The organism is Hymenobacter glaciei, assembly GCF_039539585.1.
GTDB classification, from domain to species: domain Bacteria; phylum Bacteroidota; class Bacteroidia; order Cytophagales; family Hymenobacteraceae; genus Hymenobacter; species Hymenobacter glaciei.
Map to the genome: position 1 here is coordinate 102083 of NZ_BAABDK010000034.1, position 25587 is coordinate 127669.

Annotated in this window: 21 protein-coding genes; 10 read left to right on the top strand and 11 right to left on the bottom strand. The window is 60.8% G+C overall.

From position 1 onward, the window contains the following. The first annotated feature begins 35 nt into the window (after window positions 1-35). Both ABD837_RS23105 and ABD837_RS23110 read left to right on the top strand, forming a co-directional pair. Window positions 36-1370 carry a peroxiredoxin family protein gene (locus ABD837_RS23105; RefSeq protein WP_345059326.1) on the top strand — a complete coding sequence of 445 codons (1335 nt, stop codon included), beginning with the start codon at window positions 36-38 and terminating at the stop codon, window positions 1368-1370. A gap of 128 nt (window positions 1371-1498) precedes the next feature. Further along, complete coding sequence (locus tag ABD837_RS23110; protein WP_345059328.1) at window positions 1499-2356, top strand: universal stress protein; 858 nt, start codon at window positions 1499-1501, stop codon at window positions 2354-2356. A gap of 173 nt (window positions 2357-2529) precedes the next feature. Here the strand turns inward: ABD837_RS23110 and ABD837_RS23115 are convergent, their stop codons facing one another. Beyond that, entirely contained in the window at window positions 2530-3948 is a 1419-nt protein-coding gene (locus tag ABD837_RS23115) for a cytochrome P450 (protein WP_345059330.1), read from the bottom strand. A gap of 144 nt (window positions 3949-4092) precedes the next feature. Between ABD837_RS23115 and ABD837_RS23120 the strand changes: the two genes are divergently transcribed. Continuing rightward, window positions 4093-4401, top strand: a complete 309-nt coding sequence (locus ABD837_RS23120; protein WP_345059334.1) for a hypothetical protein — start codon at window positions 4093-4095, stop codon at window positions 4399-4401. Between the two features lie 226 nt (window positions 4402-4627). Here the strand turns inward: ABD837_RS23120 and ABD837_RS23125 are convergent, their stop codons facing one another. Further along, window positions 4628-5635 carry a polyprenyl synthetase family protein gene (locus tag ABD837_RS23125; protein WP_345059336.1) on the bottom strand — a complete coding sequence of 336 codons (1008 nt, stop codon included), beginning with the start codon at window positions 5633-5635 and terminating at the stop codon, window positions 4628-4630. A gap of 113 nt (window positions 5636-5748) precedes the next feature. Here ABD837_RS23125 and ABD837_RS23130 point away from each other — a divergent pair, with 113 nt between their 5' ends. Both ABD837_RS23130 and folK read left to right on the top strand, forming a co-directional pair. Then, window positions 5749-6609, top strand: coding sequence for an alpha/beta hydrolase family protein (locus tag ABD837_RS23130; RefSeq protein ID WP_345059338.1), 861 nt, complete (start codon window positions 5749-5751; stop codon window positions 6607-6609). Further along, window positions 6606-7118, top strand: a complete 513-nt coding sequence (gene folK / locus ABD837_RS23135; RefSeq protein ID WP_345059340.1) for a 2-amino-4-hydroxy-6-hydroxymethyldihydropteridine diphosphokinase — start codon at window positions 6606-6608, stop codon at window positions 7116-7118. Before ABD837_RS23130 ends, folK begins: the two co-directional genes overlap by 4 nt. On the opposite strand, the gene ABD837_RS23140 is transcribed toward folK, so the two are convergent. The 3 genes from ABD837_RS23140 to ABD837_RS23150 form a co-directional block, all read right to left on the bottom strand. Next, window positions 7065-8387 carry a hypothetical protein gene (locus tag ABD837_RS23140; protein ID WP_345059342.1) on the bottom strand — a complete coding sequence of 441 codons (1323 nt, stop codon included), beginning with the start codon at window positions 8385-8387 and terminating at the stop codon, window positions 7065-7067. The two genes, folK and ABD837_RS23140, sit on opposite strands and share 54 nt — an antisense overlap. A 177-nt stretch (window positions 8388-8564) precedes the next feature. Next, window positions 8565-9455, bottom strand: coding sequence for an ACP S-malonyltransferase (fabD, locus tag ABD837_RS23145; RefSeq protein ID WP_345059344.1), 891 nt, complete (start codon window positions 9453-9455; stop codon window positions 8565-8567). Between the two features lie 179 nt (window positions 9456-9634). Beyond that, window positions 9635-12577 (bottom strand): T9SS type B sorting domain-containing protein, encoded by a 2943-nt coding sequence (locus tag ABD837_RS23150; protein ID WP_345059346.1) that lies wholly within the window; start codon window positions 12575-12577, stop codon window positions 9635-9637. Between the two features lie 236 nt (window positions 12578-12813). Here ABD837_RS23150 and ABD837_RS23155 point away from each other — a divergent pair, with 236 nt between their 5' ends. The 5 genes from ABD837_RS23155 (at window position 12814) to ABD837_RS23175 (ending at window position 18821) form a co-directional block, all read left to right on the top strand. Next, window positions 12814-13572: a succinate dehydrogenase cytochrome b subunit gene (locus ABD837_RS23155; protein ID WP_345059348.1), complete on the top strand. Its 759-nt coding sequence runs from the start codon at window positions 12814-12816 to the stop codon at window positions 13570-13572. Window positions 13573-13678: 106 nt separating this feature from the next. Beyond that, window positions 13679-15613 carry a fumarate reductase/succinate dehydrogenase flavoprotein subunit gene (locus tag ABD837_RS23160; protein ID WP_345059350.1) on the top strand — a complete coding sequence of 645 codons (1935 nt, stop codon included), beginning with the start codon at window positions 13679-13681 and terminating at the stop codon, window positions 15611-15613. Window positions 15614-15744: 131 nt separating this feature from the next. Continuing rightward, on the top strand, window positions 15745-16500 hold the full coding sequence (locus tag ABD837_RS23165) for a succinate dehydrogenase/fumarate reductase iron-sulfur subunit (protein WP_345059352.1): 756 nt from the start codon (window positions 15745-15747) through the stop codon (window positions 16498-16500). A gap of 305 nt (window positions 16501-16805) precedes the next feature. Continuing rightward, window positions 16806-18050: an MFS transporter gene (locus ABD837_RS23170; RefSeq protein ID WP_345059418.1), complete on the top strand. Its 1245-nt coding sequence runs from the start codon at window positions 16806-16808 to the stop codon at window positions 18048-18050. 339 nt (window positions 18051-18389) lie between these two features. Next, on the top strand, window positions 18390-18821 hold the full coding sequence (locus ABD837_RS23175; RefSeq protein ID WP_345059354.1) for a peptidase associated/transthyretin-like domain-containing protein: 432 nt from the start codon (window positions 18390-18392) through the stop codon (window positions 18819-18821). 164 nt (window positions 18822-18985) lie between these two features. On the opposite strand, the gene ABD837_RS23180 is transcribed toward ABD837_RS23175, so the two are convergent. The 6 genes from ABD837_RS23180 to ABD837_RS23205 form a co-directional block, all read right to left on the bottom strand. Next, window positions 18986-20050, bottom strand: a complete 1065-nt coding sequence (locus ABD837_RS23180; protein ID WP_345059355.1) for a branched-chain amino acid aminotransferase — start codon at window positions 20048-20050, stop codon at window positions 18986-18988. Between the two features lie 146 nt (window positions 20051-20196). Then, window positions 20197-20745: a cob(I)yrinic acid a,c-diamide adenosyltransferase gene (locus ABD837_RS23185; RefSeq protein WP_345059357.1), complete on the bottom strand. Its 549-nt coding sequence runs from the start codon at window positions 20743-20745 to the stop codon at window positions 20197-20199. 57 nt (window positions 20746-20802) lie between these two features. Beyond that, window positions 20803-21522, bottom strand: a complete 720-nt coding sequence (locus tag ABD837_RS23190; RefSeq protein WP_345059359.1) for an ABC transporter ATP-binding protein — start codon at window positions 21520-21522, stop codon at window positions 20803-20805. Window positions 21523-21532: 10 nt separating this feature from the next. After that, entirely contained in the window at window positions 21533-24313 is a 2781-nt protein-coding gene (locus ABD837_RS23195) for a tetratricopeptide repeat protein (protein WP_345059361.1), read from the bottom strand. A 3-nt stretch (window positions 24314-24316) separates the two neighbouring features. Continuing rightward, window positions 24317-24604, bottom strand: coding sequence for an Asp-tRNA(Asn)/Glu-tRNA(Gln) amidotransferase subunit GatC (gatC, locus tag ABD837_RS23200; protein WP_241934791.1), 288 nt, complete (start codon window positions 24602-24604; stop codon window positions 24317-24319). 112 nt (window positions 24605-24716) lie between these two features. Then, on the bottom strand, window positions 24717-25487 hold the full coding sequence (locus tag ABD837_RS23205) for a lysophospholipid acyltransferase family protein (RefSeq protein ID WP_345059365.1): 771 nt from the start codon (window positions 25485-25487) through the stop codon (window positions 24717-24719). Window positions 25488-25587 lie beyond the last annotated feature (100 nt).

Consider the following 25587-nt stretch of genomic DNA (forward strand, 5'->3'; position numbering starts at 1 on the left):
GTTGTTGGGCTTCTATTCGCACATTTGCGCTTACCATGAAAGCATCTCCTCTTATCCTATTGGCTGCGGCCACGCTGGGCCTGGGCCTTGCCGGCTGCTCCTCTCCTTCCACTTCTTCCGAAACCGCCGCGGGCGGCGCGGGCGGCTCCGCGACGGCTCCCGTGCTCACCCCGGGTCCCTGGCGCGGGGTACTGGCCACCCAGGGCCAAGAAATTCCATTTTTATTCGAGGTGAAAACCGAGGGCGACAAGCCGGTGGTTTACCTCATCAACCAAGGCCTGAACGGCGAGGAGCGCCTGCGCTGCGACGACATCAAATCAGCCGGCGACTCCACTACTATTCGCCTGCATGCTTTCGATGCCGCACTGGTGGTACGCGCCGACGGCACCGACAAGCTGAAAGGGACTTGGGTGAAATACGACTCAAAAACGCCCTACCGGGTGCCCCTGACAGCCTCGGCGGGTGCGCAGGAGTTGTTTGCTGGCGCCAAATCGACTGAGAAAACGGGTAGCTTCAGCGGGACTTGGCGGGCCACTTTCCGCGACGACAGCGGCGAGAGCTACCCGGCCACGGGCGTGTTCACTCAGAAAGGAACAAGCTTGGTGGGCACCTTCCTTACCACTACCGGCGACTACCGCTACCTCAGCGGCCAGGTTAACGGGCAGAAAATGTACCTCAGCACCTTCGACGGCAGCCACGCCTTTCTGTTCAAGGCCCAAAATGGCCCGCCCGAACCCGTCGACATCACCAAGGAATACGCGCCCAACACCCTGTTTGGCGACTTTTACTCGGGCAAGTTGGGCCACGAAACCTGGACGGCCGTGCCCGACCCCAAGGCCAAGCTGCCCGATGCTGACACGCTTACCTACCTCAAAAAAGGGGAGTCGCGGCTGAACTTCAAGTTCCCCAACGTCATCGAAGGCGGCAGAATCTCCCCCACCGACCCCAAGTACCGGGGCAAAGTAGTGGTACTGCAAATTCTGGGCTCGTGGTGCCCCAACTGCATGGACGAAACCAACTTCCTGGCCCCGTGGTACGAGAAGAACAAAGCCCGCGGGGTGGAAATTATTGGCCTGGGCTACGAGCGCAGCGACGATTATAAGGTCTCGGCAGCCAAGCTGCGCAGCATGCGCGACCGGTTCAACATGAGCTACGACGTGGCTTTTGCCGGCGTGAGCAACAAGGACTCGGTGGCCCGGTCGCTGCCGCAGCTGGCGAAGTTCCTGGCTTTCCCCACCACCATTTTCCTCGATAAGAAGGGCAACGTGCGGAAAATCCACACCGGCTTTGCGGGGCCAGGCACGGGCAAGTATTACCAGGAGGAAATTACCGGCTTCAACCGCGAAATTGATAAGCTATTGAAGGAATAGCGCACCGCTTGAACGAGTTGCTACGCAGGGGCCGGGGATAAATCGTTACTTTTATATGTAACGATTTATCCCCGGCCCCTGTTGTGCTTACCTACTTACGGCTTGCACCTAAACCCCCTCTTTCGGCCATGAAAAACATATTGGTTGCCACCGATTTTTCTTCCGAAGCGCACCATGCCTTTGAGGTGGCAGTGCAGCTGGCCCGGCACACGGGCGGCCAGCTTACGCTGCTGCATGTGTTGGAGACGATTGAGGATTCGGGTGGCGGGTTCAGCACCGTGGGCTCGCCGGTGGGCGAGGACAGCATCAATCAGATTTTCGCCATCAAGCTGATTGAAGCCACCAAGCGCCGCCTCAATGCGCTGGCCGCCGAGTCGCTGCGCCTGGCGCCCGAGGTGCCCGTGCACGAAACGGTGGAAATGGCCCGCGCTGGTGAAGGTATTCTCGCGGCCATCAAGCGCCACGCCATCGACCTGGTGGTAGTGGGCGCCCGGGGCCACGGGGCGATGGAGCACTTTTTCGTGAGTTCGACCGCCGAGCGCCTCATTCGGCTTGCGCCCTGCCCGGTGCTCACCGTGAAGCATCCGCACGCTGCGTATGAGGTGAAACACGTTGTGTTTCCGTCCGACTTCTCGGCCGAGGCCGAAGGGGCGCTCGACGGCCTGCGCGCCGTACGGGCCGCCTTTCCCGAAGCAACCCTGCACCTGCTCCACGTGGCGGCGGACAGCGACGGCCACGTAGCCGAGCAGCAAATGCGGGCCTTCGCCCAGCAGCACCAATTGGGCGAATGCGAAACCACCGAAGTTGATGCCCGCCGCACCAGCGCGGGCATCGAAGACTACGCCAAGCAGATTGGGGCCGACCTCGTCGTGATTCCAACGCATGTACGCTCCGGCCTTAGCCGATTCCTGCAAACCAGCATTGCCGAAACCGTGGCCACCCACGCCTTCCCGCCGGTACTCACCTACCACTTCGCAGACGCGTAAGAGCCGATTTGAACAAGCGTTGAAAGACGCTGACAAGGAACGTCATGCTGAGCGAAGCGAAGCATTTCTACCTCAACACTAATTTAGTCACACGGATTGCGTTGCGCGGTAGAGATGCTTCGGCTTCGCTCAGCATGACACTCTACATTGAGCAGAACGATTGCAAGGCTGCGCTACCGCGCCCGCAGGCGCACCCGGAAATCGTGCTTCGGGCGTAGCGTCACGAGCGGCTGCATGGCGACTTCGGGCTGGCCAGGCACCCAGTCAATGTCGAATTGCCGCAGCAGCTCCAGGGCTACCAAGTGCATTTCGGTGAGGGCGAACTGCATGCCGATGCACAGGCGCGGGCCACCGCCAAAGGGCACGTAGGCATTGGCCTGCACCGGCTTATCTTGGCCCGGACCGAAGCGAGTGGGGCGGAATTCCTCGGGCGCATCCCAGTATTTGGCATCATGGTGCAGGCCGTGGAAGTAGAGCGAAAACAGCGTGCCCGCCGGAATGCGCAGGCCCTGAAAGTCGTCGTCGGCCAGGGCCACGCGGTCTACCATCCAGGCGGGTGGGTAGAGGCGCATGGCTTCCTGCACGGCGTGCAAAGCCCGCGGCAGGCGCGGCAGGTCGTCGAACGCCGGGATGCGGCCGGCCAGCACCGCCGCGCTTTCGGCCTGAATAGCGCGGGCCTGCTCGGGGTGGCGTGCCAGCAGGTAGGTAAGCCAGGTGAGGGCGTTGGCGCTGGTTTCGTGGCCGGCTACGAGCAGTATCAGCGACTCGTCGATGAGGCGGTCGGTGCTCATGGGCTCGCCGGTGTCCTCGTAGCGCACGTCGAGCAGCATTTGCAGCAGGTCGTCGGGCGCAGCGGGGGCGTTGGGCTGGGCATTGGCTTGCTGGCGCTGAGCAATGAGTGCTCCCAGCAGGGTGCGCAACTCCAGCGCCAGGGCATCGTGGTAGCGGAATTTTCCGCGCAGCCGAAACCAGGGCTTGAGGTAGGGTTGGCGAATAGAGCGCACGAAAAACGCCTGTATCTGGGTTATTAGCCCCGCCAGTCGGTCCAGCTCAGCCTCCGGGAAGTTGGTACTGAACACCGAGCGCGCAATAATGCGAAAGGTAAGGCGCGTCATCAGCTCGTGCACTTCCACGGTGGTTTCGCCCCCGGCCCTGGCGGCCCGGGCCACCACGGGGGCCAGGCTTTCGGCGGCAATCTCCTGCATCAAGCCGGTGAGGGCCGCCACCCGCTGCCGGTGGAAACCGGGCTGAATGAGCCGGCGCTGCCGCAGCCAGTCGGACCCCTCGTTGGTGAGCAGGCCGTGGCCGATATAGCGCGAAAAGCTCTGGGTAAACTTCGATTTGGCGTAGTTGCGGTGGTTCTTCTGCAACACGTGCTGAATCAGAGCCGGGTCGCGGGTAAGAATGCTTTTCTCGACCCCGCCCACGTAAAGCTCCACCGTGTCTCCGTGGCGGGCGAGCACGGCATCGAGCACGGGCAGCGGGTCTTTGGCCAGCGCAAACGAGCGCAGCAGCGAGCGCCAGCGGGGCACGCGGGGCAGCCGTGCCGGCCCGGCCGGCGCACTGGTTTCGGAAGGTAGCAACTCAGGCATGGCGCGAGGCCGCAATCGGATGCGACGCCCAAAAATAACGCCGCTCCGGTCCCGGCCTATCTTTTTTCCGGCGGGCCGCGTACAGCCAACCGGGGCCCGGCCCCCGCCCTACTCTCTTTCACCGCCCCAATTACCCTGCACCTTATGTGGATTCAGCAACAACCGAACACCCCCGCTCCGCTCGCCGACCTGCAAGGCCGTGCCGTGGGCCTCAAATTTGAGTGCAACATGTGCCACACCGAAGTCTTCACCGACCTCATCGGCGTGCCTGCCCCCAACGACCAGGCCGACTCGCCCGAGCACGCCGCCAACCACGAAATCGAGGAAGTAAAATGCCCCGGCTGTGAGATGACCCACACCCTGGAAGTCGACAGCACCTTCGACGGCGTTACCTTCAAAGTGAGTGAGGTGAAGCCCGGCAGCGTGAGCTACCAAGTGGCGCAAGCCCAGTAACAAGTTGCCTGTCGTTGCCTAGCCGCAAGCTATGGCACCCGAAAGTAAAGGAAGCTAATTCGGCCTCGGTCAAGACTATCCTTTTGAGGAAGCACATTTCTTTTGAAGCAAAAAGCCCCGTCAATATCCAGTGGTGGGGCTTTTCATGTCTCAAGGTTGGTTGTTGTGAGAGGTCAGATTATGCGGGCGCCGCGTTCCGCAACGCCCTCTCGCCATCACAGACACCTTACTTTTCGCGCTCAATGGTGTAGTTAATCAATTGCTCCAACGACGTGCGGCTCGGCGACTCGGGGAAGGTGTATAGAATGGCCAGAGCCTGGTCACGGTATTCCTTCATGGTCTTAATCGCATATTCCAGCCCGCCGGTTCTCTTCACAAATTCGATTACCTGCTGCACCCGGTCGCGGTGGCCGGCGTTGTTTTTAACGTTGAAGATGACCTGGCGCTTTTCCAGCCAGCTGGCCTGCTGGAGGGAATAAATCAGTGGCAGCGTCATCTTTTTTTCCTTGATGTCGATGCCCACGGGCTTGCCAATCTCGGCGGTGCCGTAGTCGAACAAGTCGTCTTTAATTTGAAAGGCAATGCCTACTTTTTCGCCAAACAGGCGGGCGCGCTCTATCGTCTCCTTGTCGGCCCCCACGGAGGCGGCACCAACGGCCGTGCACGAGGCAATAAGCGAGGCGGTTTTCTGCCGAATAATGTCGAAATAAACCTCTTCGGTGATGTCGAGCTTGCGGGCTTTCTCGATTTGCAGCAGTTCGCCTTCACTGAGCTCGCGCACGGCATTGCTCACAATCTTAAGCAGGTCGAAATCGTCGTTTTCGAGCGAGAGCAGCAGGCCCCGCGAGAGCAGGTAGTCGCCCACGAGCACGGCAATCTTGTTCTTCCACAGCGCGTTGATGGAGAAGAAGCCGCGGCGGTAGTTACTTTCGTCCACTACATCGTCGTGCACCAGCGTGGCCGTGTGCAGCAGCTCGATTAGGGCCGCCCCGCGGAAAGAAGCATCGGGCAGCGGGTCGCCGGTGTTGGGCTCGGCCCGCGCGGCCCGGGCCGTCAGAAACACGAACATCGGCCGAATCTGCTTGCCCTTGCGCTTCACAATGTAGCCCATTATCTTGTCGAGCAGCAGCACCTTAGTGCGCATCGACTGGCGGAACTTGTGCTCAAACTCGGTCATTTCGGCCGCGATGGGCGCCTGAATCTGGTCGAGGGAGATGGTGGACGGGTTGGGCATTGCGCCCGCAATGATACGCCACAACGGCGCAGGCCCGTATTACGGGCGCAACCTTTTATGTGCTTTGCTGCTAGTTTTTATGGGCGGGCCGCCCCGGCTCCTACCTTCGCACCATGCTCAACCACGAGTCTTTTCTCCTCACCGGCCCTACCCACAGCCGGCCGTTCGACGCCGATGCCACTTATCGCGCCGATGGCCGGGCCAAACCTGTGCTGCTGTTCGTGCACGGGTTCAAGGGGTTCAAAGACTGGGGGCACTTCCCGCTGCTAGCCGATTTCTTTGCTGAGCGCGGATTTGTCTTTGTTAAGCTCAACCTCTCGCACAACGGGTTGGTGGTGGGCGGCACCGGCGATTTGGAAGACCTGGACGCCTTCGGCCGCAACAACTTCAGCATCGAACTCGATGATATTGGCCAAGTCATCGATGCGCTGTTCGCACCAGGAACCACGCCCATACCCGCTGCCGAAATGGACTTGGGCCGCTTTTTCCTAGCGGGGCACAGCCGCGGCGGTGGTCTCGCCCTGCTCAAAGCCGCCGAAGACCCGCGCGTGCGGGCCGTAGCCACCTGGGCCGCCATCGCCGAAGTGCACCCGCAGTGGCCGCAAGCCGTTTTTGACGATTGGGCGCGCACTGGCGTGCTGCACGTGCCCAACACCCGCACTGGCCAGCAATTGCCGCTGCACTATCAATTGGTCGAAGATTACCAGGTGAACCGAGCACGGCTCGATATCGCCCACAACGTGCGCCGCCGGCTGCGCCAACCCTTGCTCATCATCCATGGCGAGGCCGACGAAACAGTGCATGTAGCTGCCGCCCACGCACTACGCAAACTGCGGCCCGATGCTGAGCTACTATTGCTGCCTGAAGCCACGCACATGTTTGGCGGTGCCCACCCGTGGCCGCACGCCGAGTTGCCGGCCCCTGCCCGCACGGTGGCTGAAGCGACGGCTGCCTTCTTTGAGCGCCAGCTATGAGTTCAGCAGCTTTAAACGACCCTACGGTGGCATATTTGCTGCTGGGTTCCAACCTCGGCAATCGGCCCGCGCTGCTGGTGGCGGCCTGGCAGATGCTGGCTACTTCCGCTGGCGAAATCGTAGCAGCGTCGGGCCTTTACCAAACGGCGGCCTGGGGGCGCGAAGACCAACCCGCTTTCCTGAACCAGGCGCTGGCCGTGCGCACCTGGCTATCACCCCAAGCATTGCTGGCGGCCTGCCAGGCAGCCGAGCAACAGGCAGGTCGCCAGCGGCTGGAGCACTGGGGCAGCCGCACGCTCGATGTCGACATCCTGCTTTTTGGAGGTAGCATCATCGATACCCCTGACCTGACGGTGCCGCACCCCCGCCTGCCCGAGCGCCGCTTTGCGCTGGTGCCGCTGGCCGAAATTGCCGGGGCACTACGCCATCCCCAACTGCACGAAACCATCGAAACCTTACTCCTCCTCTGCCCCGACCGGTTGGCGGTGCAGCACTGGGCGGGGGAATGAAGCCGGGGCCAGCGGCGGCAACCGGTGCAAGTCGCGCGCTACGTGCACCGCCCGTACCGCCGACCCAGCCAGCCACAGCCCCAGCAGCCCCACGCCCAGCCAGCGTGGTGCGCGGGTGGGCCACGCGGCCAGCACCAGTACCACCACCGGCCCCAACAGCACGCTGGCGTATCGTTCGGCATCGTGAACGCCCGCGGCACTCTGGGCAAATACCGTGAGCGCCGCCACCAACGAGACCAATGTTACAGATGCGGCCCACAATACCTCACGCACCAGCTGCGTGCTGAAACTGAGCCCGTGGGTAGCCCGAAAGGCCGTGTTGGCAGGCTCAGCATCGGGCGTGGCAGGTGCCGCCAAAGCCCCCACCTGCCGCCAGGGCCGTCGCCGGGGCCACAGCGCTGCAAATAGCCCCAGCAACACGGCTGCCCACAACGCATTTGGTAGCCCCACCCTAGCCGCAGCCGGCAATGGCAGCCCCCAGCGTAGCAGTACAAATCCATAATCGGCCGCCGAACTCAGCAGCTGCGCCCAGCCGCGGGGTGGGTGGTAGCGGCTGGGCGCGGCTACCACCAGCAGCGCGTAGGTTTGCCACAGCACGCCGCCCAGGCCACACAGCAGCAGGTGCAGCAGCACTAGCCAGCGGCCGCGCACTGCCAGGTGCCGCCACGTGCCCACCACCAGCGCCAGGCCCACGCCCGCCAACAGAAACAGCCCCAACGTACGCTGCAACGGCAATAGCACGCCCACTACGGTGGCCAGCACTCCCCACTCGCCCCGGGCCGAACGCAGCCACTGCAGCAGCGCCGAAACGTACGCTGCTACCAGCAACATAAACACGCATTCGGCCCACACAAACTTGCCGACCAGCAGCCCGGGCGTACCCAGGGCCAGCAGCAGCGGCAGCAGCAGCGCCCGCCGCCACGGCAGCAACTGCCGGCCCAACCAGCTCCACAGCAGCAAGCTGCCGACTAATGCACTGCCGTGAAGCAGGCGCACCCCGGCCAGGGAGTCCGCAGCGGCCAGCAACACCGGATAAAGCGGGGGCCAGTAGCGGTACGGCGAGCCATCAGGGTGCAACAGGTGGCCGGCCTCGCGCAGCGTTTGGGCAGCGTAGAGGTACAGACGCGAGTCGCTGGTGCCCGCCAGGCCAGACGCGGTGGTGTAACTAAATAAGCCCAGCTGCACCAGCACCGCTACTGCCAGCAGCACCCCAATAAGTGGTCGCGGCCGGCGACGAGCAGCACGGGTTGGCAGACGAGCAGTAGACATGGACTTGCAAAAACGATACGGGCCGTTCCCGCGTGGCAAATACGGCTACAATTGAGTTGCAGCCACAAAGGGCTGGCATTCTCAACTTCAGGTCGGCCGATGAACTACGCATAAAAAGCGCGTTTCGGTGGCTGAACTGAAGTTTGGAATACCAGCCCTTTTTGCCGTTACAGCGAGCTAAAAGCTGCTCGTGGTGGCCGTGGGCGCAATTTTCTTCACTAGCCCTTGCAGCACCTTGCCGGGGCCGCACTCCACAAAGTCGATGGCTCCGTCGGCAGCCATGTGCTGCACCAGCTGCGTCCAGCGCACGGGGGCCGTGAGCTGAGCCAGCAGGTTGGCTTTGATTTCGGCCGGGTCGGTGTGGGGCAGCGCGTCCACGTTCTGGTACACGGGGCAGCGGGCGGAGCCAAAAGTGGTTTTCTCGATGGCCTCGGCCAGGGCGGCAGCGGCGCTCTGCATCAGCGGCGAGTGGAAGGCACCGCCCACGGGCAGTGGCAGGGCCCGCTTGGCTCCGGCGGCTTTCAGGGCTTCACAGGCCTGGGCCACACCTTCGGCCGAGCCGGAGATGACGAGCTGGCCCGGACAGTTATAGTTGGCCGCCACCACCACGTGGCCACCACCGCTGATTTCCTGACAAATGCGCTCCACAATGACATCGTCGAGGCCCAGAATCGCGGCCATGGTGCCGGGCTGCTCCTCGCAGGCGGCCTGCATGGCTTGGGCGCGGCGCGCCACCAGCGGCAATGCGTCTTCGAACTTTAATACGCCCGCTGCTACCAGCGCCGAGAACTCGCCCAGCGAGTGCCCGGCCGTGCTGGCGGGCTCAAAGCCGGGCCGGGCTACGAACTGCGCCACCGAATGCACGAAAATGGCGGGCTGCGTTACATCGGTCCGGCGCAGGTCTTCGTCCGAACCGGCGAACATAATGTCGGTGAGGCTGAAGCCTAGCACGTCGTTGGCGCGGGTGAGCAACGCACGGGCCTCGAGGCTTTGGTCGAACAGTTCGCGGGCCATGCCCGGGAACTGGCTGCCCTGGCCGGGGAACAGAACGGAAGAAGACGGATTCATTAGAGGTCGCGGATTAGTGGTTTAGAGAGGAGGGCATCTGCACGGGCGGCACCGCCCACCGGGGAAATAACAAAGTGGGCGCAAGCTGCACAAAAACCCGCATTGCCCAAAAAAAGCGGAGCGGACCACCTGGCCCGCTCCGCGTCGTTTTCAACTCTCTATCTTAGCTAAAGACATGATTATCGGACGATTTCGACCCAGCCCTTGTACGTACGCTTGGTATTGGCGAAGTCAGCAAACTCCACCTCGGCCAAGTAGTAATACACGCCATCCGACACTTTGCGGCTCGTGGCACCTTCGCCACCAGTTCCACCGCCGTCCCAGTTGATGAGGATGCGGTCATTAGCCGTTGTGGTGTTCTCGAACACCTTCACACCCCACCGATTGTAGGCCTGGAAGTGAATGCGCCGAATGGGGCTGTAGTTCTTGGGCCGGAACACGGCGTTTTGCGCGTCGCCGTTGGGGGTAAAGATGTTAGGCAACTTAAAGAACACGCAATTGTCCTGGCAAGCCACGTTGCTCGTGTCGCTGGCCACGCCGCTGGCGGAAATGGCCTGCACCGCATAGCAGCCGCCCGAGAAGCTCAGGTCGGTGTGCAGGAAGCTGGTGGCAGTCGTCGTAGTCAGCAGCGTGAAGGGCCCCGTGGGCGTGGGGCGGTAGTAGAGCCGGTAGCCAGCTACGTTGGCATCGCAGCCGGTGGGCTGGTTGCTAATGGCCCAGCGCAGGCGGTTGGTGTAGCGCTCGTTCTGCCGCGGAAACTCCTGCAGGTTGGCCAGGCTGTCGCAGTTGGTGGTAAGCAGCGTCAGCACGGGGCGGCAGGGCGGCGGTATCAGGGTCAGGCAAAGGCGCTGGCTCCGGTTGGGCAGGTTTTGCAGGAAGGGAATATTGGGGTAGCGGCCCGTAGTCAGCACGTAGTAGCAGTACTGCTGCCCTTTCACTAGTGTGGGGTCGCTGTCGGCGTAGGTGCCGCCAGTGGCCATGCTGGTCGCGGTGCCAATACGCACATAAGGGGCAGTGCCACCATTACTCCGGTAAATTTCCGTAGGCCGCGCGGTGTTGTCCCATGGCACATTAAACGTCCAACTCACGCTAGCCGAGTTACCGTTATTCACTGGTATCACCTGCACGCGCACACTGCTGGCCGGAGCCGTCGTTTCGGTGATGGTGGTGCCCTGCCCGGTGGGGAAGATGCGGATAAAGTCGAGCTTGTAGGTATACTGTTTGTCCAGCGTATTCAGGTTGCTATCGGCATAGCAGGTATCGGCCAGTGCAGTAATGGTGGCGATGGGCGCAAACCCCCCAGGAAGTGGGTTTAGCCCCTCGGCCCGCGACAGCACGTAGCTCGGCGTGCCCGTGAAGGAAGCACTGGTGCCGGTGCGCGGCTGCGTCCAGCACACCTGAATCTGGCCGGTACTGGTAGCGGTAGCCGTCACGTCAACCTTGGTCAGCAGTGCCTCGCGGCCCGGAATAATCGCGCAAGCCTCGTTCGAGGCAATGCTCTCGCCCAGTGCCGGTGGTGGAAAGCCTGCGTAGATGCGGTAGCAGTAGTTCACGCCCCGCTTCAGGCCCCGGGCGGTACCCGTGGCATCGGGGTTGTTGTCGATGTAGCTTACGTCCGAAGCCGCCACTCGCTTGATGAGCGTGTAGCCTGCACTGGCCGGAATACCTGTGAGACAGTTGCTTGGTACCAAGCCCGAAGGCCCCTCTTTGCGGTAGATGTACATATACTGTGCATTGGTGCAGGTATACGGGTCCCAGGTAAGCTGCACGTTGTTGCCGCTAGCTGGAGCCGCGCGCAGGCTTTGGGGCGGCGGGCCCACCACGGTTATCCGCCAGGCTTTCTCATCAATGAGCGGTGGGTTCGTATTGGAAATAGGATTGGGGTTATCCTGGGCCTTGAATACCACCAGATAGGGTTCTTTGGCTACGTTGTTGCAGGCCGTATTCCAGGTGAAGTTACCAGTAGCGGTAGGCGGCCCCGCCTGGGTTTGTACGAACGTAGCGGGGGGCAGAATGCCAGAATAAGCAAACAGCGTCACCGGAGTTTGGGTAGTACCGGGGCCAGTGCCATCCACAGCGGTAACCACGCCCCGCACTTGCTGCCCGGCAATCACGCACAGGTCGGGCGGAATAGTGAGAATGGGCCTCCGATTGCTGGTAGCGGCAATGGTAATCTGCATTTCCCGGATTACCAATCCGATTAAGTCGAAGCCGCCGGGTGTACGCCGGTACTCCAGAATTTCGATGGCAACGTTATACTCGCCCGCCGCTACCGGAGCATTCCAGGTAAGCTGACCGGTGCGGGCATCGACCTCGAAAATAGCCGGAGGAGTGCCGTCTTCCTTTACTGCAGGGCCTGCTACCGTCGGGTCATTAGGATAATGATAGCCGGTGGTGGTCACCACTACCCGGTCGGGCCGGTTGGTACCAGTACGTCCTGGACAAGGCAGGCCCAGCAGCATATCAACGGCGCTGGTACTGCCTGCCACCTGCCGGCTGGGTGCCAGTCGAAAGGCCACCGAGTCGCCATCAGCGTCATAAGCGGCTGGATTATGCAGAAAAATCTGGCCAATGGCGCCTCTATCAATAGCCGGCGCACGCAACACCACGCCATGGTTACCACGGTATAGAGGGTCGAGGTAAATGGTGGTCGCTATATAGAAAGTCTGTGAAGCAGGGGTTGACATGTTGCGAACCGTTCCATTGCGATTTTCCCCTACAAAGCTGATGGTGTACGGCCCCACAGTTGGGTACGTGTGTTCAAAATAATACACGTTGCTCCCCACATTCTTGTCCGACGCAGTTGGTACTGCGGCAAGTGTTGTCCGTTTTATCTCATCACCAGGACAAGTGGCAGTGCCATCGCCGAAGAAGATAGTGGCCTTATCCTGCACAGCGGAGACATTTGAGGAAATATCCGTGTACAGAATCATGCGGAAAAACACCCGACGCGAGCCGGGAGGGGCATTCACTGTTGTGTCGTAGGTGGCCTTGATATCGCCGGCACGCAGGTGGCTGGCTTGGACGGCTTGGGGGCGTAGGGCAGCAAAGGCCAGCAGGCCCAGCAACGCCAGCACCAGCCGGGCCCCGCTCCGCGCCCGATGGGAAAAGAGTGTGGTCATAGTCAATCGTGAGTATGGAGGAAAAGGAAGTTCAAGTATGCCGCCCGGCATCGTTAACAACCACGAGCCCGTGCGTGTTAACGATGCCGGCAGTGGATAGATTCACCACCCCCGGCAATGTTTAGCGCAGTCCCGATTACGCGCAAGAATCGGGCCGTGCGTTGGCCGATTAGCGGGTGGGGCCTACCTTTGAGCAACCTAAACATACTTCTTCACTTCCCAAGTTTGGCGACTTTATGAGTTGGATAACCAAAACACTCACCAGCAGCATCGGCCGGAAAATTATTATGTCCGCTACAGGCCTGTTCCTGTGCACGTTCCTGGTGGTTCACCTCATTGGCAACCTGCAGCTGTTCAAGCACGACCAGGGCGCGGCCTTCAACACCTACTCCCACTTCATGGGGACCAATCCCATCATCCGCACCATCGAGTGGGGCTTGGTGCTGGGCTTCGGCTTCCATATTTATGAAGCCCTCATGCTTACCCGTCGCAACAAGGCGGCGCGCGGCGGGCAGGGCTACGTGAGCAACCACTCGGAGCAGAACTCGGAGTGGACCTCGCGCAACATGGGCATCTTGGGCAGTATCATCCTGATTTTCCTGATTGTCCACCTCTACAACTTCTTCTGGCGCGCCCGCTTTGCCGGCGACCTGCCCCGCATGGGCGGCGCCAGCCTCGAAACACGCGACTACGACAACCTGTACCTGGCCGTGGTGTCGTCGTTTCACATCTGGTGGTACGTGCTGCTGTACGTAGCCGCTCAAATCAGCCTCGGTTATCACCTGTGGCACGGCTTCCGCTCCGGTTTCCAGACCCTGGGCCTGAATCACCGCAAATACACGCCTGCTATCAAGTACATTGGCTATGCCTTTGCCGTGGTAGTGTCGGCCGGTTTTGCCTCCATGCCGCTGTACTTTTTCCTGTTCACCGATGCTCAGGGCGAACTGGCAGCCAATGCGCCGGCGCTGCTGCACAGCGTGGCTTCTATTTTTTAATTGACTTGAGTTGATAAAAACCAGCCGGCCAGGCTAACACCTGCAACCGTTTGCGGTTACTATATCACTCAATCTCTCAGTCATTCCCCCTCAATTCCGTCACCCTATGCTGTTGGAATCCAAAGCCCCCGAAGGCCCCCTCGCCGAAAAGTGGGAAAAGCACAAGTTTAACGTGAAGCTCGTGAACCCCGCCAACAAGCGGAAGTACGACGTGATTGTGGTGGGCACCGGCCTGGCCGGTGGTGCTGCGGCCGCCTCGCTGGCCGAGCTGGGCTACAACGTAAAAGCCTTCACCTACCACGACTCGCCCCGCCGCGCGCACTCCATTGCCGCGCAGGGTGGCATCAACGCCGCCAAGAACTACCAGAACGACGGTGACTCGGTGTTTCGCTTGTTCTATGACACTATCAAGGGTGGCGACTACCGCGCCCGCGAAGCCAACGTGTACCGCCTGGCCCAAGTGTCGGTCAACATCATTGACCAGTGCGTGGCGCAGGGCGTGCCCTTCGCCCGCGAATACGGCGGGCTGCTGGCCAACCGCTCCTTCGGCGGTGCGCAGGTGAGCCGCACGTTCTACGCCCGCGGCCAAACCGGACAGCAGCTACTGCTGGGTGCCTACTCGGCCCTGAGCCGTCAGATTGCCTACGGCAAGGTGAAGATGTACACCCGCTCGGAAATGCTCGACGTGGTGATTGTGGATGGACAGGCCCGGGGCATTGTTACGCGCAACACCATTACCGGCGAAATTGAAACGCACTCGGCCCACGCCGTGGTGCTGGCCACCGGCGGCTACGGCAACGTGTTCTATCTGAGCACCAACGCCATGTACTGCAACGTGACGGCGGCTTGGCGCGCCCACAAAAAGGGCGCGTACTTCGCCAATCCCTGCTTCACCCAAATTCACCCCACCTGCATCCCGGTGTCGGGCGACTACCAGTCGAAACTGACGCTAATGTCGGAATCGCTGCGTAACGACGGCCGCGTGTGGGTGCCGGCTACCAAAGAAATAGCTGAGCGCCTGCGCAAGGGCGAAATCACGGCTACCGACATTAAAGAGGACGACCGTGACTACTTCCTGGAGCGCAAGTACCCAGCTTTTGGTAACCTAGTGCCGCGCGACGTGGCCTCGCGCAACGCCAAGTTGATGTGCGACGAAGGGCGCGGCGTAGGCAGCACCGGGCTGGCTGTATACCTCGATTTTTCCGACATCATTAAGCGCACGGGCGCGGAGGCGGTGAGCCAGAAGTACGGCAACCTGTTTGCCATGTACGAGAAAATCACCGACGAGGACCCTTACAAGCTGCCGATGCGCATTTACCCGGCGGTGCACTACACCATGGGCGGGCTGTGGGTTGATTACAACCTGCAAACCACTGTACCGGGCCTCTATGCCACGGGCGAATGCAACTTCTCCGACCACGGCGCCAACCGCCTCGGCGCTTCGGCCCTGATGCAAGGCCTAGCCGACGGTTACTTCGTAATCCCCTACACCATTGGCGATTACCTGGCCAACACGCCACCCAAGCCGGTGAGTACCGACCACCCCGCGTTCGCCGAAGCGAAGGCCGGTGTGCAGGCTCGCACTGAGCAGCTTTTGAACATCAAGGGCAACCGCACGCCAGACGATTTCCACAAAATCCTCGGCCATATAATGTGGGAGTATTGCGGCATGGCCCGCTCAGCCGAAGGCTTGCGTAAAGCAAAGGGTATGATTCAGACCCTGAAGAAGGAATTCTGGAGCGATGTTCGCGTGGTGGGCAGCGGTGAAGAAATGAACCAGGCGCTGGAAAAAGCCGGCCGCGTGGCCGACTTCATTGAGCTCGGCGAACTGATGGTGGACGACGCCCTGAACCGCAACGAAAGCTGCGGTGGTCACTTCCGCGAAGAATACCAGACCCCCGAGGGCGAGGCCCTGCGCGACGACGACAACTACGCCTACGTGGCGGCTTGGGAGTACATGGGCGACAACCAGCCCGAGAAGCTCAACAAGGAAGAATTGACTTTCGAAAACGTGAAGCTGACCCAGCGCAGCTACAAATAATTAATTAATAATTATGAATTAAGAATTAAAAATTGGGTTTTGGCGGCGGGTTTTAACGTGCCAATTCATAATTTTTAATTCTTAATTATTAATTCAAAAAAATGGCCGGTTCCAATCCCAACGCTAAACCGATGAACCTAACCCTGAACGTGTGGCGGCAACCCAACCGCAACACGCAAGGGAAAATTGTGGAGTACCAAGTGAAGGACATTTCGCCCGATATGTCCTTCCTGGAAATGCTCGACGTGCTGAATGAGGACCTGCTGCGCGGCGGCCAGGACCCGGTGGCCTTCGACCACGACTGCCGCGAAGGCATTTGCGGCTCGTGCGACTTGTTCATTAATGGCCGTTCGCACGGTCCGGAGAAAGGCACAACCACTTGCCAGTTGCACATGCGCAAGTTCTCGGATGGCGACACCATCACCATCGAGCCCTGGCGAGCCAACGCCTTTCCGGTGAACAAAGACCTGAGCGTGGACCGCTCGGCGTTCGACCGCATCATTCAGGCGGGTGGCTACGTGAGCGTGAACACCGGCGGCGCACCCGACGGCAACGAGATTCCGATTCCGAAAGACATTTCGGACCGCGCCTTTGAAGCGGCTACCTGCATCGGCTGCGGTGCCTGCGTGGCAGCCTGCAAAAACTCCTCGGCCATGCTATTCGTGTCGGCCAAGGTGTCGCAGTTGGCGTTGCTGCCCCAGGGCCAGGTTGAGCGCAAAACCCGCGTGGAGAACATGGTGGCCCGGATGGATATTGAGGGCTTCGGTGCGTGCTCCAACATCGGTTCGTGCGCGGCAGAGTGCCCGGTGGGCATTTCGCTGGAGAACATTGCTATTCTTAACCGCGAGTTCCTCGCCGCCAAGGCAGTATCGAACAACCTGGCGTAAGCTATTCGTAACGAAAGAAACAGAAATCCCCGGCAGTGTTACTGCCGGGGATTTCTGTTATGGCGCGAACTGCAAGTCTCGCGGTACGCTATGCCGGCTAAATGGCACCCAGCACCAACATTTCATCAGCGGAGAAGCGTATGTCGGCTACACTAAATTCAGTTTTACAAGAGGCTTAGCAGACGTGATGTTGAGGTAAGCTAGCTCGTGGACTTTGTGAGTCCTCACATTCGTGCAAGCGGCCGCCTATACGCGGACTCGCAGCGTCCACGTTACTACTCCCCTACTTTTGCGCCGTGCCTCAAATGCCGACCGACCGCCGCTTACCCCTGCTCTATGCCATTATTCTGGTAGATGTGGTTGTGGGGGCGGCGGTGGGGCCGGTGCTGCCAGAGTTTGTGCGTGGCCTGCCACGCCCGCAGCTATGGCTAAGCGTGGGAACAGGCATTTTCCTGGGAGTGCAGCTGTTTTCGGCCCCACTGCTGGGACGGCTGGGCGATGGCTACGGTCGCCGGCCCATCTTCATTCTGTCGGCGGTGGGCACGCTGCTGGCAAATGCGCTTCTGCTGCCGGTGCGGGCAGGGCTATACTTCACCAACCGCGTTTCCGACGGGCTCACCAACGGCATGTACGCCACGGTGCGCTCGGCTATTACCGACGTCTCGCCGCCCGAACGGCTGTTTCGCAACCTCGGCATCGAAGGAGCCATTATATCGCTAGGGTTCGTGCTGGGGCCCATGGCGGCGGGCATTATGCTTACGGTGCTTCAGGTGCCGCCGCCCCAGCAAGCCACCTACGTAGTGCGCTTAGCATTGGCGCTGGCTGCGCTGAACGTAGCTCTAAGCGCATGGCTGCCCGAAACCCACGCCGGCCGTGGCGGCGTGCGGGGCGCCGAGCTGCGCGCCGAGTTGGCAGCCAGCCTCAATCCCCTCACGCTTTGGGCCCGCCTGCGCACAAAGGACCAGCAGAACCGCGGTGTCCGGCGCATTGTGTTCACGCAGGTAGCCCTTACGCTCAGCACCGGGTATTATTTCTACTTCGTGCCGTTTGCCAGCTTGGGGCCGCTGCATCTGGATGCGCGCCAGATATCCTACTTTTTTATGTATTTCGGAGCCCTCAGTGTGGTCCTGAATTACGTGTTCTATACCTTCCTGGCCGACCGCCTCAATCAGCGCCGGGCCATTGTGTGGCTGGCGGCGCTGGGGGTGCCGGTACTGGCAGGCTACGGCCTGATGGAAACCTCCAAACCAGCACTTTATGCTCTGGTAACGGCCGACTGCCTCACGCTCTCGCTTATTCAAGGGCTGCTGGAAGGGCGGCTGGCGCGCCGTACTACCGAAGCCGACCGCGGCGAAATCCTCGGGCTAAACCAAGCATTTCAGTCGCTGGCTAGCTTCGGTACGGCGCTGGTGTTCGGGGTCTTATCAGTGCTCGATTTGCGGTTGCCCTGGGCTTGGTTTGCCTTGTGCCTGGTGGCGGTAGCCGGGCTAGCCTGGTGGCCAGAGCGGGCGGCAAACGCCCGGCCAGGAATAGCTCACGCAAATGCATAGCATCACCCTATAACTACCTATTGCCCGGCGCTACAGCCCCTTTGGGAGTGGCAACTTCTTCATAGCTTAGTGTCGGCTGCCTGAGTCCTCTGTGCAGCCGACGGTTTCTATGATGTGGTAAGCGGCAATGGCAGGTCATTCAGCTTGGTTTTACGCTGGTTCACAGAGGTGCTTCTGTTATCTAAGGCGCCGAACCCTTATCTTGGCTTGCTTAGCTGGCGAACAGCCTTTTTCCTTTTAAATTAGGATATTAGCTCAAGCAGCCCGTTTGTGCCCAGCAGTTGTTTACGCCCCTGGCCAACAGGCTTTTTTCTTAACTCACCATTTGTTTCTACTCTCATGAGGTACCTGACCATTGTGGTGAAGCTGACCTTGGTATTGCTTGCCACAACAGTGCGTGCCCAGCAGACAACTCCAGCTACTAGCGTAGCCACACCCGCCAACGGGCTGGAATGCCAAGTGCTGACCGGCCGCATAACGGACCCATTTGCTAATCCGCTCACGGGTGCTACCATCATGCTGCGCAGCCCGAATAAAGGGTTCACACCAGAGGCTTTTGGCACCAATTCCGAGGGGCACTACATCATTACATTGAAACAGGCTATTCCGCAGAACACCATAATGGAGATAACGGCTGTAGGGTACTTGACCATGCAGCTCACTCTGACTAACTGCCGCCCCCTCGACCTTACCCTTACACCGGTGGCCAGCACTACTTACAAGTTTAAGTCCCGGACTAAAAAGCTCAATACCAACAGCAAAATACGCTGAACATCATACCGTTACCAGTTAATTAGCCAGCGGGCGGGCACCAAAACGAGAAGCAAAGCCACTCCGGCAAACAGGCAAAAAAAGCCCCACGCAAGTCGTAGGGCTTTTTTTTCTGGCAAATCCGTGGCGCGACAGCGGAAGTATCAGGACACGTGCACTATACTTTATAGCGCGACCATCCAGTTGTGCACGTCGGCACCCTCGCCGGTGCGGATGGCGTCCAGGGTTGCCCCTACGCGCTTCGAGAAGCCATTGGGGCGGACAGCGGGCAATTCGTAGTCGTGGCCTTCATACCCAATCACCGCAATTGGCGCAATGGTTGCGGCCGTGCCTACCCCAAAAGCTTCTTCCAGCTTGCCGGCTTGTATCGCCTCGATGATTTCGCGGCTACCTACTTTGCGCTCTTCCACGGGCATGCCGAAATCGCGCGCCAGCTGCAGCACGCTGCGGCGCGTCACGCCATCCAGAATGCTGGTGCTGAGGGCAGGTGTAATTACACGCCCATCGATTACGAAAATGGCATTCATCGTACCCGATTCTTCCACGTAGCGGTGCTCCGAAGCATCGGTCCAGATGAGTTGGTTGTAGCCTTCCTGCTGGGCCAGTTTGGTGGGGTACATGGCCGCGCCGTAGTTGCCGGCGTTTTTGGCGAAGCCCGCGCCGCCTTCGGCCGAGCGCACGTACTTCTGCTCGAAGCGCACGCGCAGCGGCTTGTTGTAGTACAGGCCCACGGGGCAGGTAAAAATCACGAAGCGGTAGGCCTCCGACGGGCGCACCCCAATGAAGCCATCGGTGGCAAACATAAAGGGACGAATGTAGAGCGAGCTGCCCGCAGAAGTGGGCACCCAGCCGGTATCGAGCTTGATGAGCTCGCGCAGGCCCTGCATAAATAACTCCTCCGGAATGGTAGGCATGCACATGCGCTCAGCCGAGGCATTGAGGCGCGCCCAGTTGTCGAGGGGGCGAAAGAGGGCCACGCCGCCATCGGCCTGGTGGTAGGCCTTCATGCCTTCGAAAATGGCCTGGCCGTAGTGCAGGGCCGAGTTAGCGGGGCTCACCGAAATGTCGCCGTAGGGTAAAATCTGGGCATCCTGCCACTCGCCGTCGCGGTAGTCAACCACGAACATGTGGTCGGAAAAAGCCTTGCCGAATTCGAGGTTGTCGAAATCCTGCGTGGCCAGCCGCGATTCCGTCGTCGACTGGGTGTGAATGTGGAGAGTGTCTATCATAAAAAGGGCAATTTCGGGGTACGCGTGGGTGGGATTTTCCGAGTACGGAGATGGAGGTAAAAACGGCTAAACCGGCGGGTATTTCGCCACAAAAAATGAAACGAGGCGATGGTTGAGGCCGAACGTCAGCCCTAACACGGCAAACCTCACATCCGTGCCTGCCAGGTCACTTCTTCGATGCCCAACTCGTGGGCCATGGCCCGACTCAGCACAAACAGGAAGTCGGATAGACGGTTCAGATAAACCGCAACCAGGTCGGCCACAAAAGACGTTTCGGCTAGGTGGATAACCAGCCGCTCGGCGCGGCGGCACACGCACCGGGCTACGTGGGTGTGGCTTACGGCCGGGTGCCCACCGGGCAGGATGAAAGCGCGCAATTCGGGGAGGTCGAGGTTGAGGCGGTCCATCTCTTCCTCCAGCAGGGTGATGTCGGCTTCGAGCAAGTCGGGCAGCTTCATCTTCGACTTCTCCGGGTCGGCGGCCAGGGCCGAGCCGATGGTGAACAGGCGGTCCTGAATCTCCTTCAGCAGCGGCCGGCGGCTGGCATTTACCTCCTGGTCGCGCACCAGCCCGATGTGCGAGTTCAGCTCATCAACGGTGCCGTAACACTCGATGCGCAGGCTGCTCTTGGGCACACGCGTGCCGCCAATGAGTGAGGTAAGGCCTTTGTCGCCGGTTTTGGTATATATTTTCATACGTTGCTTATTGGTATCTGAAACATCGTGCTAGGCGCGCTCAGGCACGATGTGGTATTAGTGCCCCGCCACGGTGTGCGTGTGCACATTGAGGTTCACCTCATCTGTCTCAACCAACCCGTCGCGCAAGCGCACGATGCGGTGGGCGTAACGGGCAATGTCTTCTTCGTGCGTTACCATGATGATGGTGTTGCCCTTGGAATAGAGGGCCTCGAACAAGTCCATGATTTCGTGGCTGGTTTTGGAATCGAGGGCGCCGGTAGGTTCATCGGCCAGCAGCACGCTGGGGTTGTTCACGAGGGCGCGGGCAATGGCCACCCGCTGCCGCTGGCCACCGGAGAGTTCGTTGGGGCGGTGCGAAGCGCGGTCGGCCAGGCCCACGGCGCGCAGGCTTTCGAGGGCTCGCTCAGTGCGCTCGCGCTTGTTCAGACCGGCATAGATGAGCGGCAGGGCCACGTTGTCGAGCGCAGAGGCCCGGGGCAACAAGTTGAAACTTTGGAAAACAAAGCCGATTTCCTTGTTGCGCACTTCAGCCAGCTGGTTGTCGCTCATGCGGCTCACATCCTGCCCATTGAGAATGTACTGGCCCTTGCTGGGGGTATCGAGGCAACCCACAATGTTCATCAGGGTTGACTTGCCTGAGCCAGACGGGCCCATAAACGCCACATACTCACCGCGCTTAATGTTGATACTCACCGACACCAACGCGTTGATGACCTCATGGCCCATCACGTAGGTTTTGGCAATGTCGGTGGTTTCGATGACGTTCGGATTCATAAGAAAGGGCTTATTGCAGAGGCGAAGAGGTGGGTGCGCCGGAGAAGGACGCCGCCGCCGCCGCGCGGGCTGCCTGGTGCGCGGTGTATTCGGCAGCTAAAGTAGCAGCCGCAGCCGCAGGCAACCGCCGTCGCAGCTGCGCCAGCGCCTCGGCCGCGTATTCGGCAAGCCCGGCGTCGGCTGCAGCCAGCACGTAGGCCCGTAACAGCGGCAGCGACGCAGGGTTTTCGTTCAGGCCGGCGCGCAATGCCGCGTAAGCTGCCTGGGCCTGGTGCTGCCGCGTATAAAACGCCGCCGCAGCCAGAATAGCGGGCTCGTTGAATGGCGCCTCGCGCACGATGCGCTGGTAGTTGGCAGTAGCGCCTTGCACCTCCCCTTTGCCCTCGGCTGCTTGCGCAGCAGCGAGCCAACTGGCCCCGATATGCGCTGGTGGCTGGTTGGCCCGCACCGGAGCGGCCAGCCGCTGCTGCACCCGTTGCCCCTGCCGCTGCTGAGCTGAATCGGCTGAGGCAAGTAAGCGCGCAGTAGCGGCTCGCACCGAATCAGGCTCTCCACTCAAAGCCAAGGCATACACGCGCATTTCGGCCGCTTGTGGCGCCCCGTGCGACGCGGCAAAACCCAGTTGGTCAGCGGCCGTGGCATACTGGCCTTGTTGCAATTGCCACAAGCCCAATAGCTGCTGGTAATAAGCAGCCGTGGCCGAAGTGCCCGAAGCCAGCGGCAGCAACAGCTGTCGGGCCAGCAACTCCTGGCCGCGCGCGTGGCGGCCCAGCGCCTGCAGAAACAGCAGTTGCTCGTAGTAGTCGGCATTGGCTGGCTGGTTGGCCAGTTGGCTTAGGTGTTGGAATAGCGCGGGCGTGAGCTGGGCCGAATGCTGCGCCACGGCCAGTAGTACACCGTGGTATAGTTGGGCGAAACTGGCAGCATCCAGTACCAGAGGGCCGGCGCCGGGGGCAGTTAACCCCGCAGCCAGTGGAGCAGTGCTGCGCAGTTGAAGCACCGCGAGGTTGCTAAGTAAAGCGGGCTCGCTGACACGGGCATTTGCTTTTGCAGCTTGCTGCCGGGCCTCGGTCAGCAAATTCTGGTTCAAGAAAAAGGCCAACTGGTTGGTGCGGCTGAAGTAACTGCCCGGGGCCATTTGCTCGGCCTTATCGAGGTAATGAGCAACCGAGTCGGTGAGGGCCGTTTGGGTGAAAAGCTGGGCCAGGTCGCCGGCCAGGGCCGCGCTACGCGGCTGTTGCTTGAGGCCACGCCGCAGAATGTCGAGCCCTTCAAACAAGTCATCGGGCTGGTTGTACAACGAGGCTAGCCGCACTGAAACCTTCTCGTTGGGCCCACGCAGCAGGGCGCGGCGCAGCGAGTTGATTTCGTTCTGGCGCTGCTGACGGAAGCGGTAGAGCGCCGCCCGGCCCAGCTCGGCGTGCAGGTTGGCGCGGTACAGCACGTCGCCGCTTTCGGCGTAATAGCGCTCGGCTAGGCCAGCTTGGGCCAGGTCGTCCGGGGCTGCCTCGCTTTGCTGACGCGTGAGGTCCCCCAGCAGGTTAAACTGCGCGGCCGTCACCTGGTCGGGCAGTGGAAAGCCCTGGCGCGACTGCATGAAAACCAGCCCACCCAAGCCCAGAATATACACCGGGTAGAACGGAAGCCGACGCGGTTCGAACACGACCCGGTACACCCGCAGCCGCTGGCGGATAAGCGGCGCAAAATTCAGCAGTATGTACAGCAGAAAGATTGCCCCCAGCAGTGCCAGCGCAGCGCCCGTGAAGCTGCGGGCCGCTACCAGCAGGGGCGTGTTTGCCGTGGCAAAGGCATAAGACAGTGCACCTGCCCCTCCCAGCACCGCCAGCGGATATAACTGCGCAGCGCCTTGGCGGTAAGGCACCCATTCGCCGTAGCTGGGGCCCCGCAGCCGCAGTCCAAGCCAGCCAGCCACTACAGCCGGCAGCAACAGCAACAAGGGGTCCAACATGAGGCCAGGCCACAGCTCTAAGGTATCGTTGTTCCAAACATAAAGCAGCAGCATTCCCACATAGAGGCCCGCGGCCAGTATAAAAGGAACCAGTCCGAAGCGCCCGCCTGGTTGCTCGGCCTGCGTGTTCAGCCACAGCAGGGCACGCACGTTTTCCACGCTTACCCACAGTACTACCAGCGCCAGCAGCACCGCGCCCCCGGTAGTAGCATAAGCGGCGAGTTGCAACGTGGTTTCCTGGGCTGGCAGCAAGCTTTGGGCATACAGCAATGCACTTAACCCAGCCACAATAACGCCCATAATGAGTGCTCGCCAGTGCAGCTTAAGCTCTTCAAAAAAGGCGTGAAGCCCAAACGCAACGCCGCCAATTAACCCCAGCATCAGGTACAGGAAATACCGCTCGCTGGTGCCAAACAGACCCAACGACTCGGTATTGAGCGACAGCAGCAGGAATATAACCGGCACCATGCCGGCCACGAAGGGCCCGCGCGCCAGCGTACTCACCACCGCCACCCAACCCACCAGCGCCACGGCCAGCAGCAGCAGGAAAAGCCCCGCGGCAACCGGCTGGGTGTAGGGCCCGGCCACGTCGTGCGTTAGGGTCGTGACGAAGCCACTGGCCTGCACGGGCAGGTATACCGGGCCCGCAGCCACGCTGTCGAGCGTGAGCACCAGCGGCTGCAGGTGCGGCACCGTGCGCAAGGGCAGGGTGCTGGTTTCGCCCGTGAAGTAATAATAGCCAACCAGGCCCACGGCCAGCGCCGCCAGCCAGACCAGCCAGCCGGGCCGTGTGGTGCGACTGGCGGCAACGTGTGGTTTCATCAATTAGTCAAGCACTTTGGGCACCCGGAAATAGTCGGAGTCCTTACGCGGAGCGTTACGCAGGCCCTCTTGGTGGCTTACGGTGTTGCGGGCTTCATCGTCGCGCAACACGTTTATCTCCTGCGACAGGTGCACCAGCGGCTCCACCCCGGTCGTATCGAGGCCTTCGAGCTGTGCCACAAAGTCGAGGATATTGTTCAGGTCGCCGAGCATCTGCTGCTCGCGGGTGGCGTCAAATTCGAGGCGGGCCAGATGGGCCAGGCCGCGTAGGGTGCCAAGGTCGGTGCTCATTCTATTGAAATATGCGGGTTAAAGTATGGAATCAGGAGTTGGTGACTTCTGGCTGCGGCTCGGGCTGCGGCTCGGGCTGCGGCTCGGGCTGCGGCTCGGTAACCAGAGCACGCTAAGTGCTCGGGCCGGGTTTCACGGCTCCTTCGGGCAGGAAATCACCACTGAGCAGGGCCGCTACCCGGTCCTTCAAAGCTGGAATGTCGGCCAGCGTGAGGCCGGTGGTGGGAATGGGCGTGTGAAAAACTATCTTGAGGCGATGATAGCGCACGCGCAAGCTCTTGGCCACGTCGGGCATGAACATGTGGTTCAGGGGCATGCCCACCGGTACCAAGGGCACGCCAGCCTCAATGGCCATCTGGAAAGCCCCGTCCAGCAGCGGAAGCAGTTCTTTGCCAGGCCGGGGCGAGATGCGGCCCTCGGCGAAAATGGCAATGCTTTTGCCCGCCGCGAGGCCGCGCCGGGCTGCCACCATGGCCCGTCCCCGGCTCACGGCGCTGTTGCGGTCGACGGTGATGTAGACGTTCCCGAAGAGGGGTCCCCAAACCGGCACTTTGGCCAGCGAGGCCTTGCCCATCATGTTCAGAAACCCCGGCACGTACTTAAACAGCATCATAATGTCGATGTACGACCCGTGGTTGGCCACATACACGCAGGGCTGCGGGTTGGGGGCAGCGCTTTCGCGCACTACTTCCACCGGCAAGCCCCACATCGTAATCGAGAGCCACGACCAGAACCGGTTTAGTGCATGCACAACCCCTCCGCCCATGGGCCGCCGGCTGAAATACCACTGTAAAGGGTAAATCAACACGAACGGGATAATGAACCATACCACTGCCCAAGTAGTGTAAAGGCGCTGGCCGAGGTAACGAAGCATATGGCGCATGGCAGCAAAGTTAGGGTAGTTGGCCGTTGCGCATGGCGCAACGAAACCAGACAATGGAACAGCCGCCTCGCGGATGGCGGCAAAAAAGCTCCTCCGCCGT

Excerpts from the sequence above, each read along its gene's own strand:
- ABD837_RS23105 (WP_345059326.1), top strand. The coding sequence starts at position 36 with ATGAAAGCATCTCCTCTTATCCTATTGGCTGCGGCCACGCTGGGCCTG.
- ABD837_RS23110 (WP_345059328.1), top strand. The coding sequence starts at position 1,499 with ATGAAAAACATATTGGTTGCCACCGATTTTTCTTCCGAAGCGCACCAT.
- ABD837_RS23115 (WP_345059330.1), bottom strand. The coding sequence starts at position 3,948 with ATGCCTGAGTTGCTACCTTCCGAAACCAGTGCGCCGGCCGGGCCGGCA.
- ABD837_RS23120 (WP_345059334.1), top strand. The coding sequence starts at position 4,093 with ATGTGGATTCAGCAACAACCGAACACCCCCGCTCCGCTCGCCGACCTG.
- ABD837_RS23125 (WP_345059336.1), bottom strand. The coding sequence starts at position 5,635 with ATGCCCAACCCGTCCACCATCTCCCTCGACCAGATTCAGGCGCCCATC.
- ABD837_RS23130 (WP_345059338.1), top strand. The coding sequence starts at position 5,749 with ATGCTCAACCACGAGTCTTTTCTCCTCACCGGCCCTACCCACAGCCGG.
- folK (WP_345059340.1), top strand. The coding sequence starts at position 6,606 with ATGAGTTCAGCAGCTTTAAACGACCCTACGGTGGCATATTTGCTGCTG.
- ABD837_RS23140 (WP_345059342.1), bottom strand. The coding sequence starts at position 8,387 with ATGTCTACTGCTCGTCTGCCAACCCGTGCTGCTCGTCGCCGGCCGCGA.
- fabD (WP_345059344.1), bottom strand. The coding sequence starts at position 9,455 with ATGAATCCGTCTTCTTCCGTTCTGTTCCCCGGCCAGGGCAGCCAGTTC.
- ABD837_RS23150 (WP_345059346.1), bottom strand. The coding sequence starts at position 12,577 with ATGACCACACTCTTTTCCCATCGGGCGCGGAGCGGGGCCCGGCTGGTG.
- ABD837_RS23155 (WP_345059348.1), top strand. The coding sequence starts at position 12,814 with ATGAGTTGGATAACCAAAACACTCACCAGCAGCATCGGCCGGAAAATT.
- ABD837_RS23160 (WP_345059350.1), top strand. The coding sequence starts at position 13,679 with ATGCTGTTGGAATCCAAAGCCCCCGAAGGCCCCCTCGCCGAAAAGTGG.
- ABD837_RS23165 (WP_345059352.1), top strand. The coding sequence starts at position 15,745 with ATGAACCTAACCCTGAACGTGTGGCGGCAACCCAACCGCAACACGCAA.
- ABD837_RS23170 (WP_345059418.1), top strand. The coding sequence starts at position 16,806 with ATGCCGACCGACCGCCGCTTACCCCTGCTCTATGCCATTATTCTGGTA.
- ABD837_RS23175 (WP_345059354.1), top strand. The coding sequence starts at position 18,390 with ATGAGGTACCTGACCATTGTGGTGAAGCTGACCTTGGTATTGCTTGCC.
- ABD837_RS23180 (WP_345059355.1), bottom strand. The coding sequence starts at position 20,050 with ATGATAGACACTCTCCACATTCACACCCAGTCGACGACGGAATCGCGG.
- ABD837_RS23185 (WP_345059357.1), bottom strand. The coding sequence starts at position 20,745 with ATGAAAATATATACCAAAACCGGCGACAAAGGCCTTACCTCACTCATT.
- ABD837_RS23190 (WP_345059359.1), bottom strand. The coding sequence starts at position 21,522 with ATGAATCCGAACGTCATCGAAACCACCGACATTGCCAAAACCTACGTG.
- ABD837_RS23195 (WP_345059361.1), bottom strand. The coding sequence starts at position 24,313 with ATGAAACCACACGTTGCCGCCAGTCGCACCACACGGCCCGGCTGGCTG.
- gatC (WP_241934791.1), bottom strand. The coding sequence starts at position 24,604 with ATGAGCACCGACCTTGGCACCCTACGCGGCCTGGCCCATCTGGCCCGC.
- ABD837_RS23205 (WP_345059365.1), bottom strand. The coding sequence starts at position 25,487 with ATGCGCCATATGCTTCGTTACCTCGGCCAGCGCCTTTACACTACTTGG.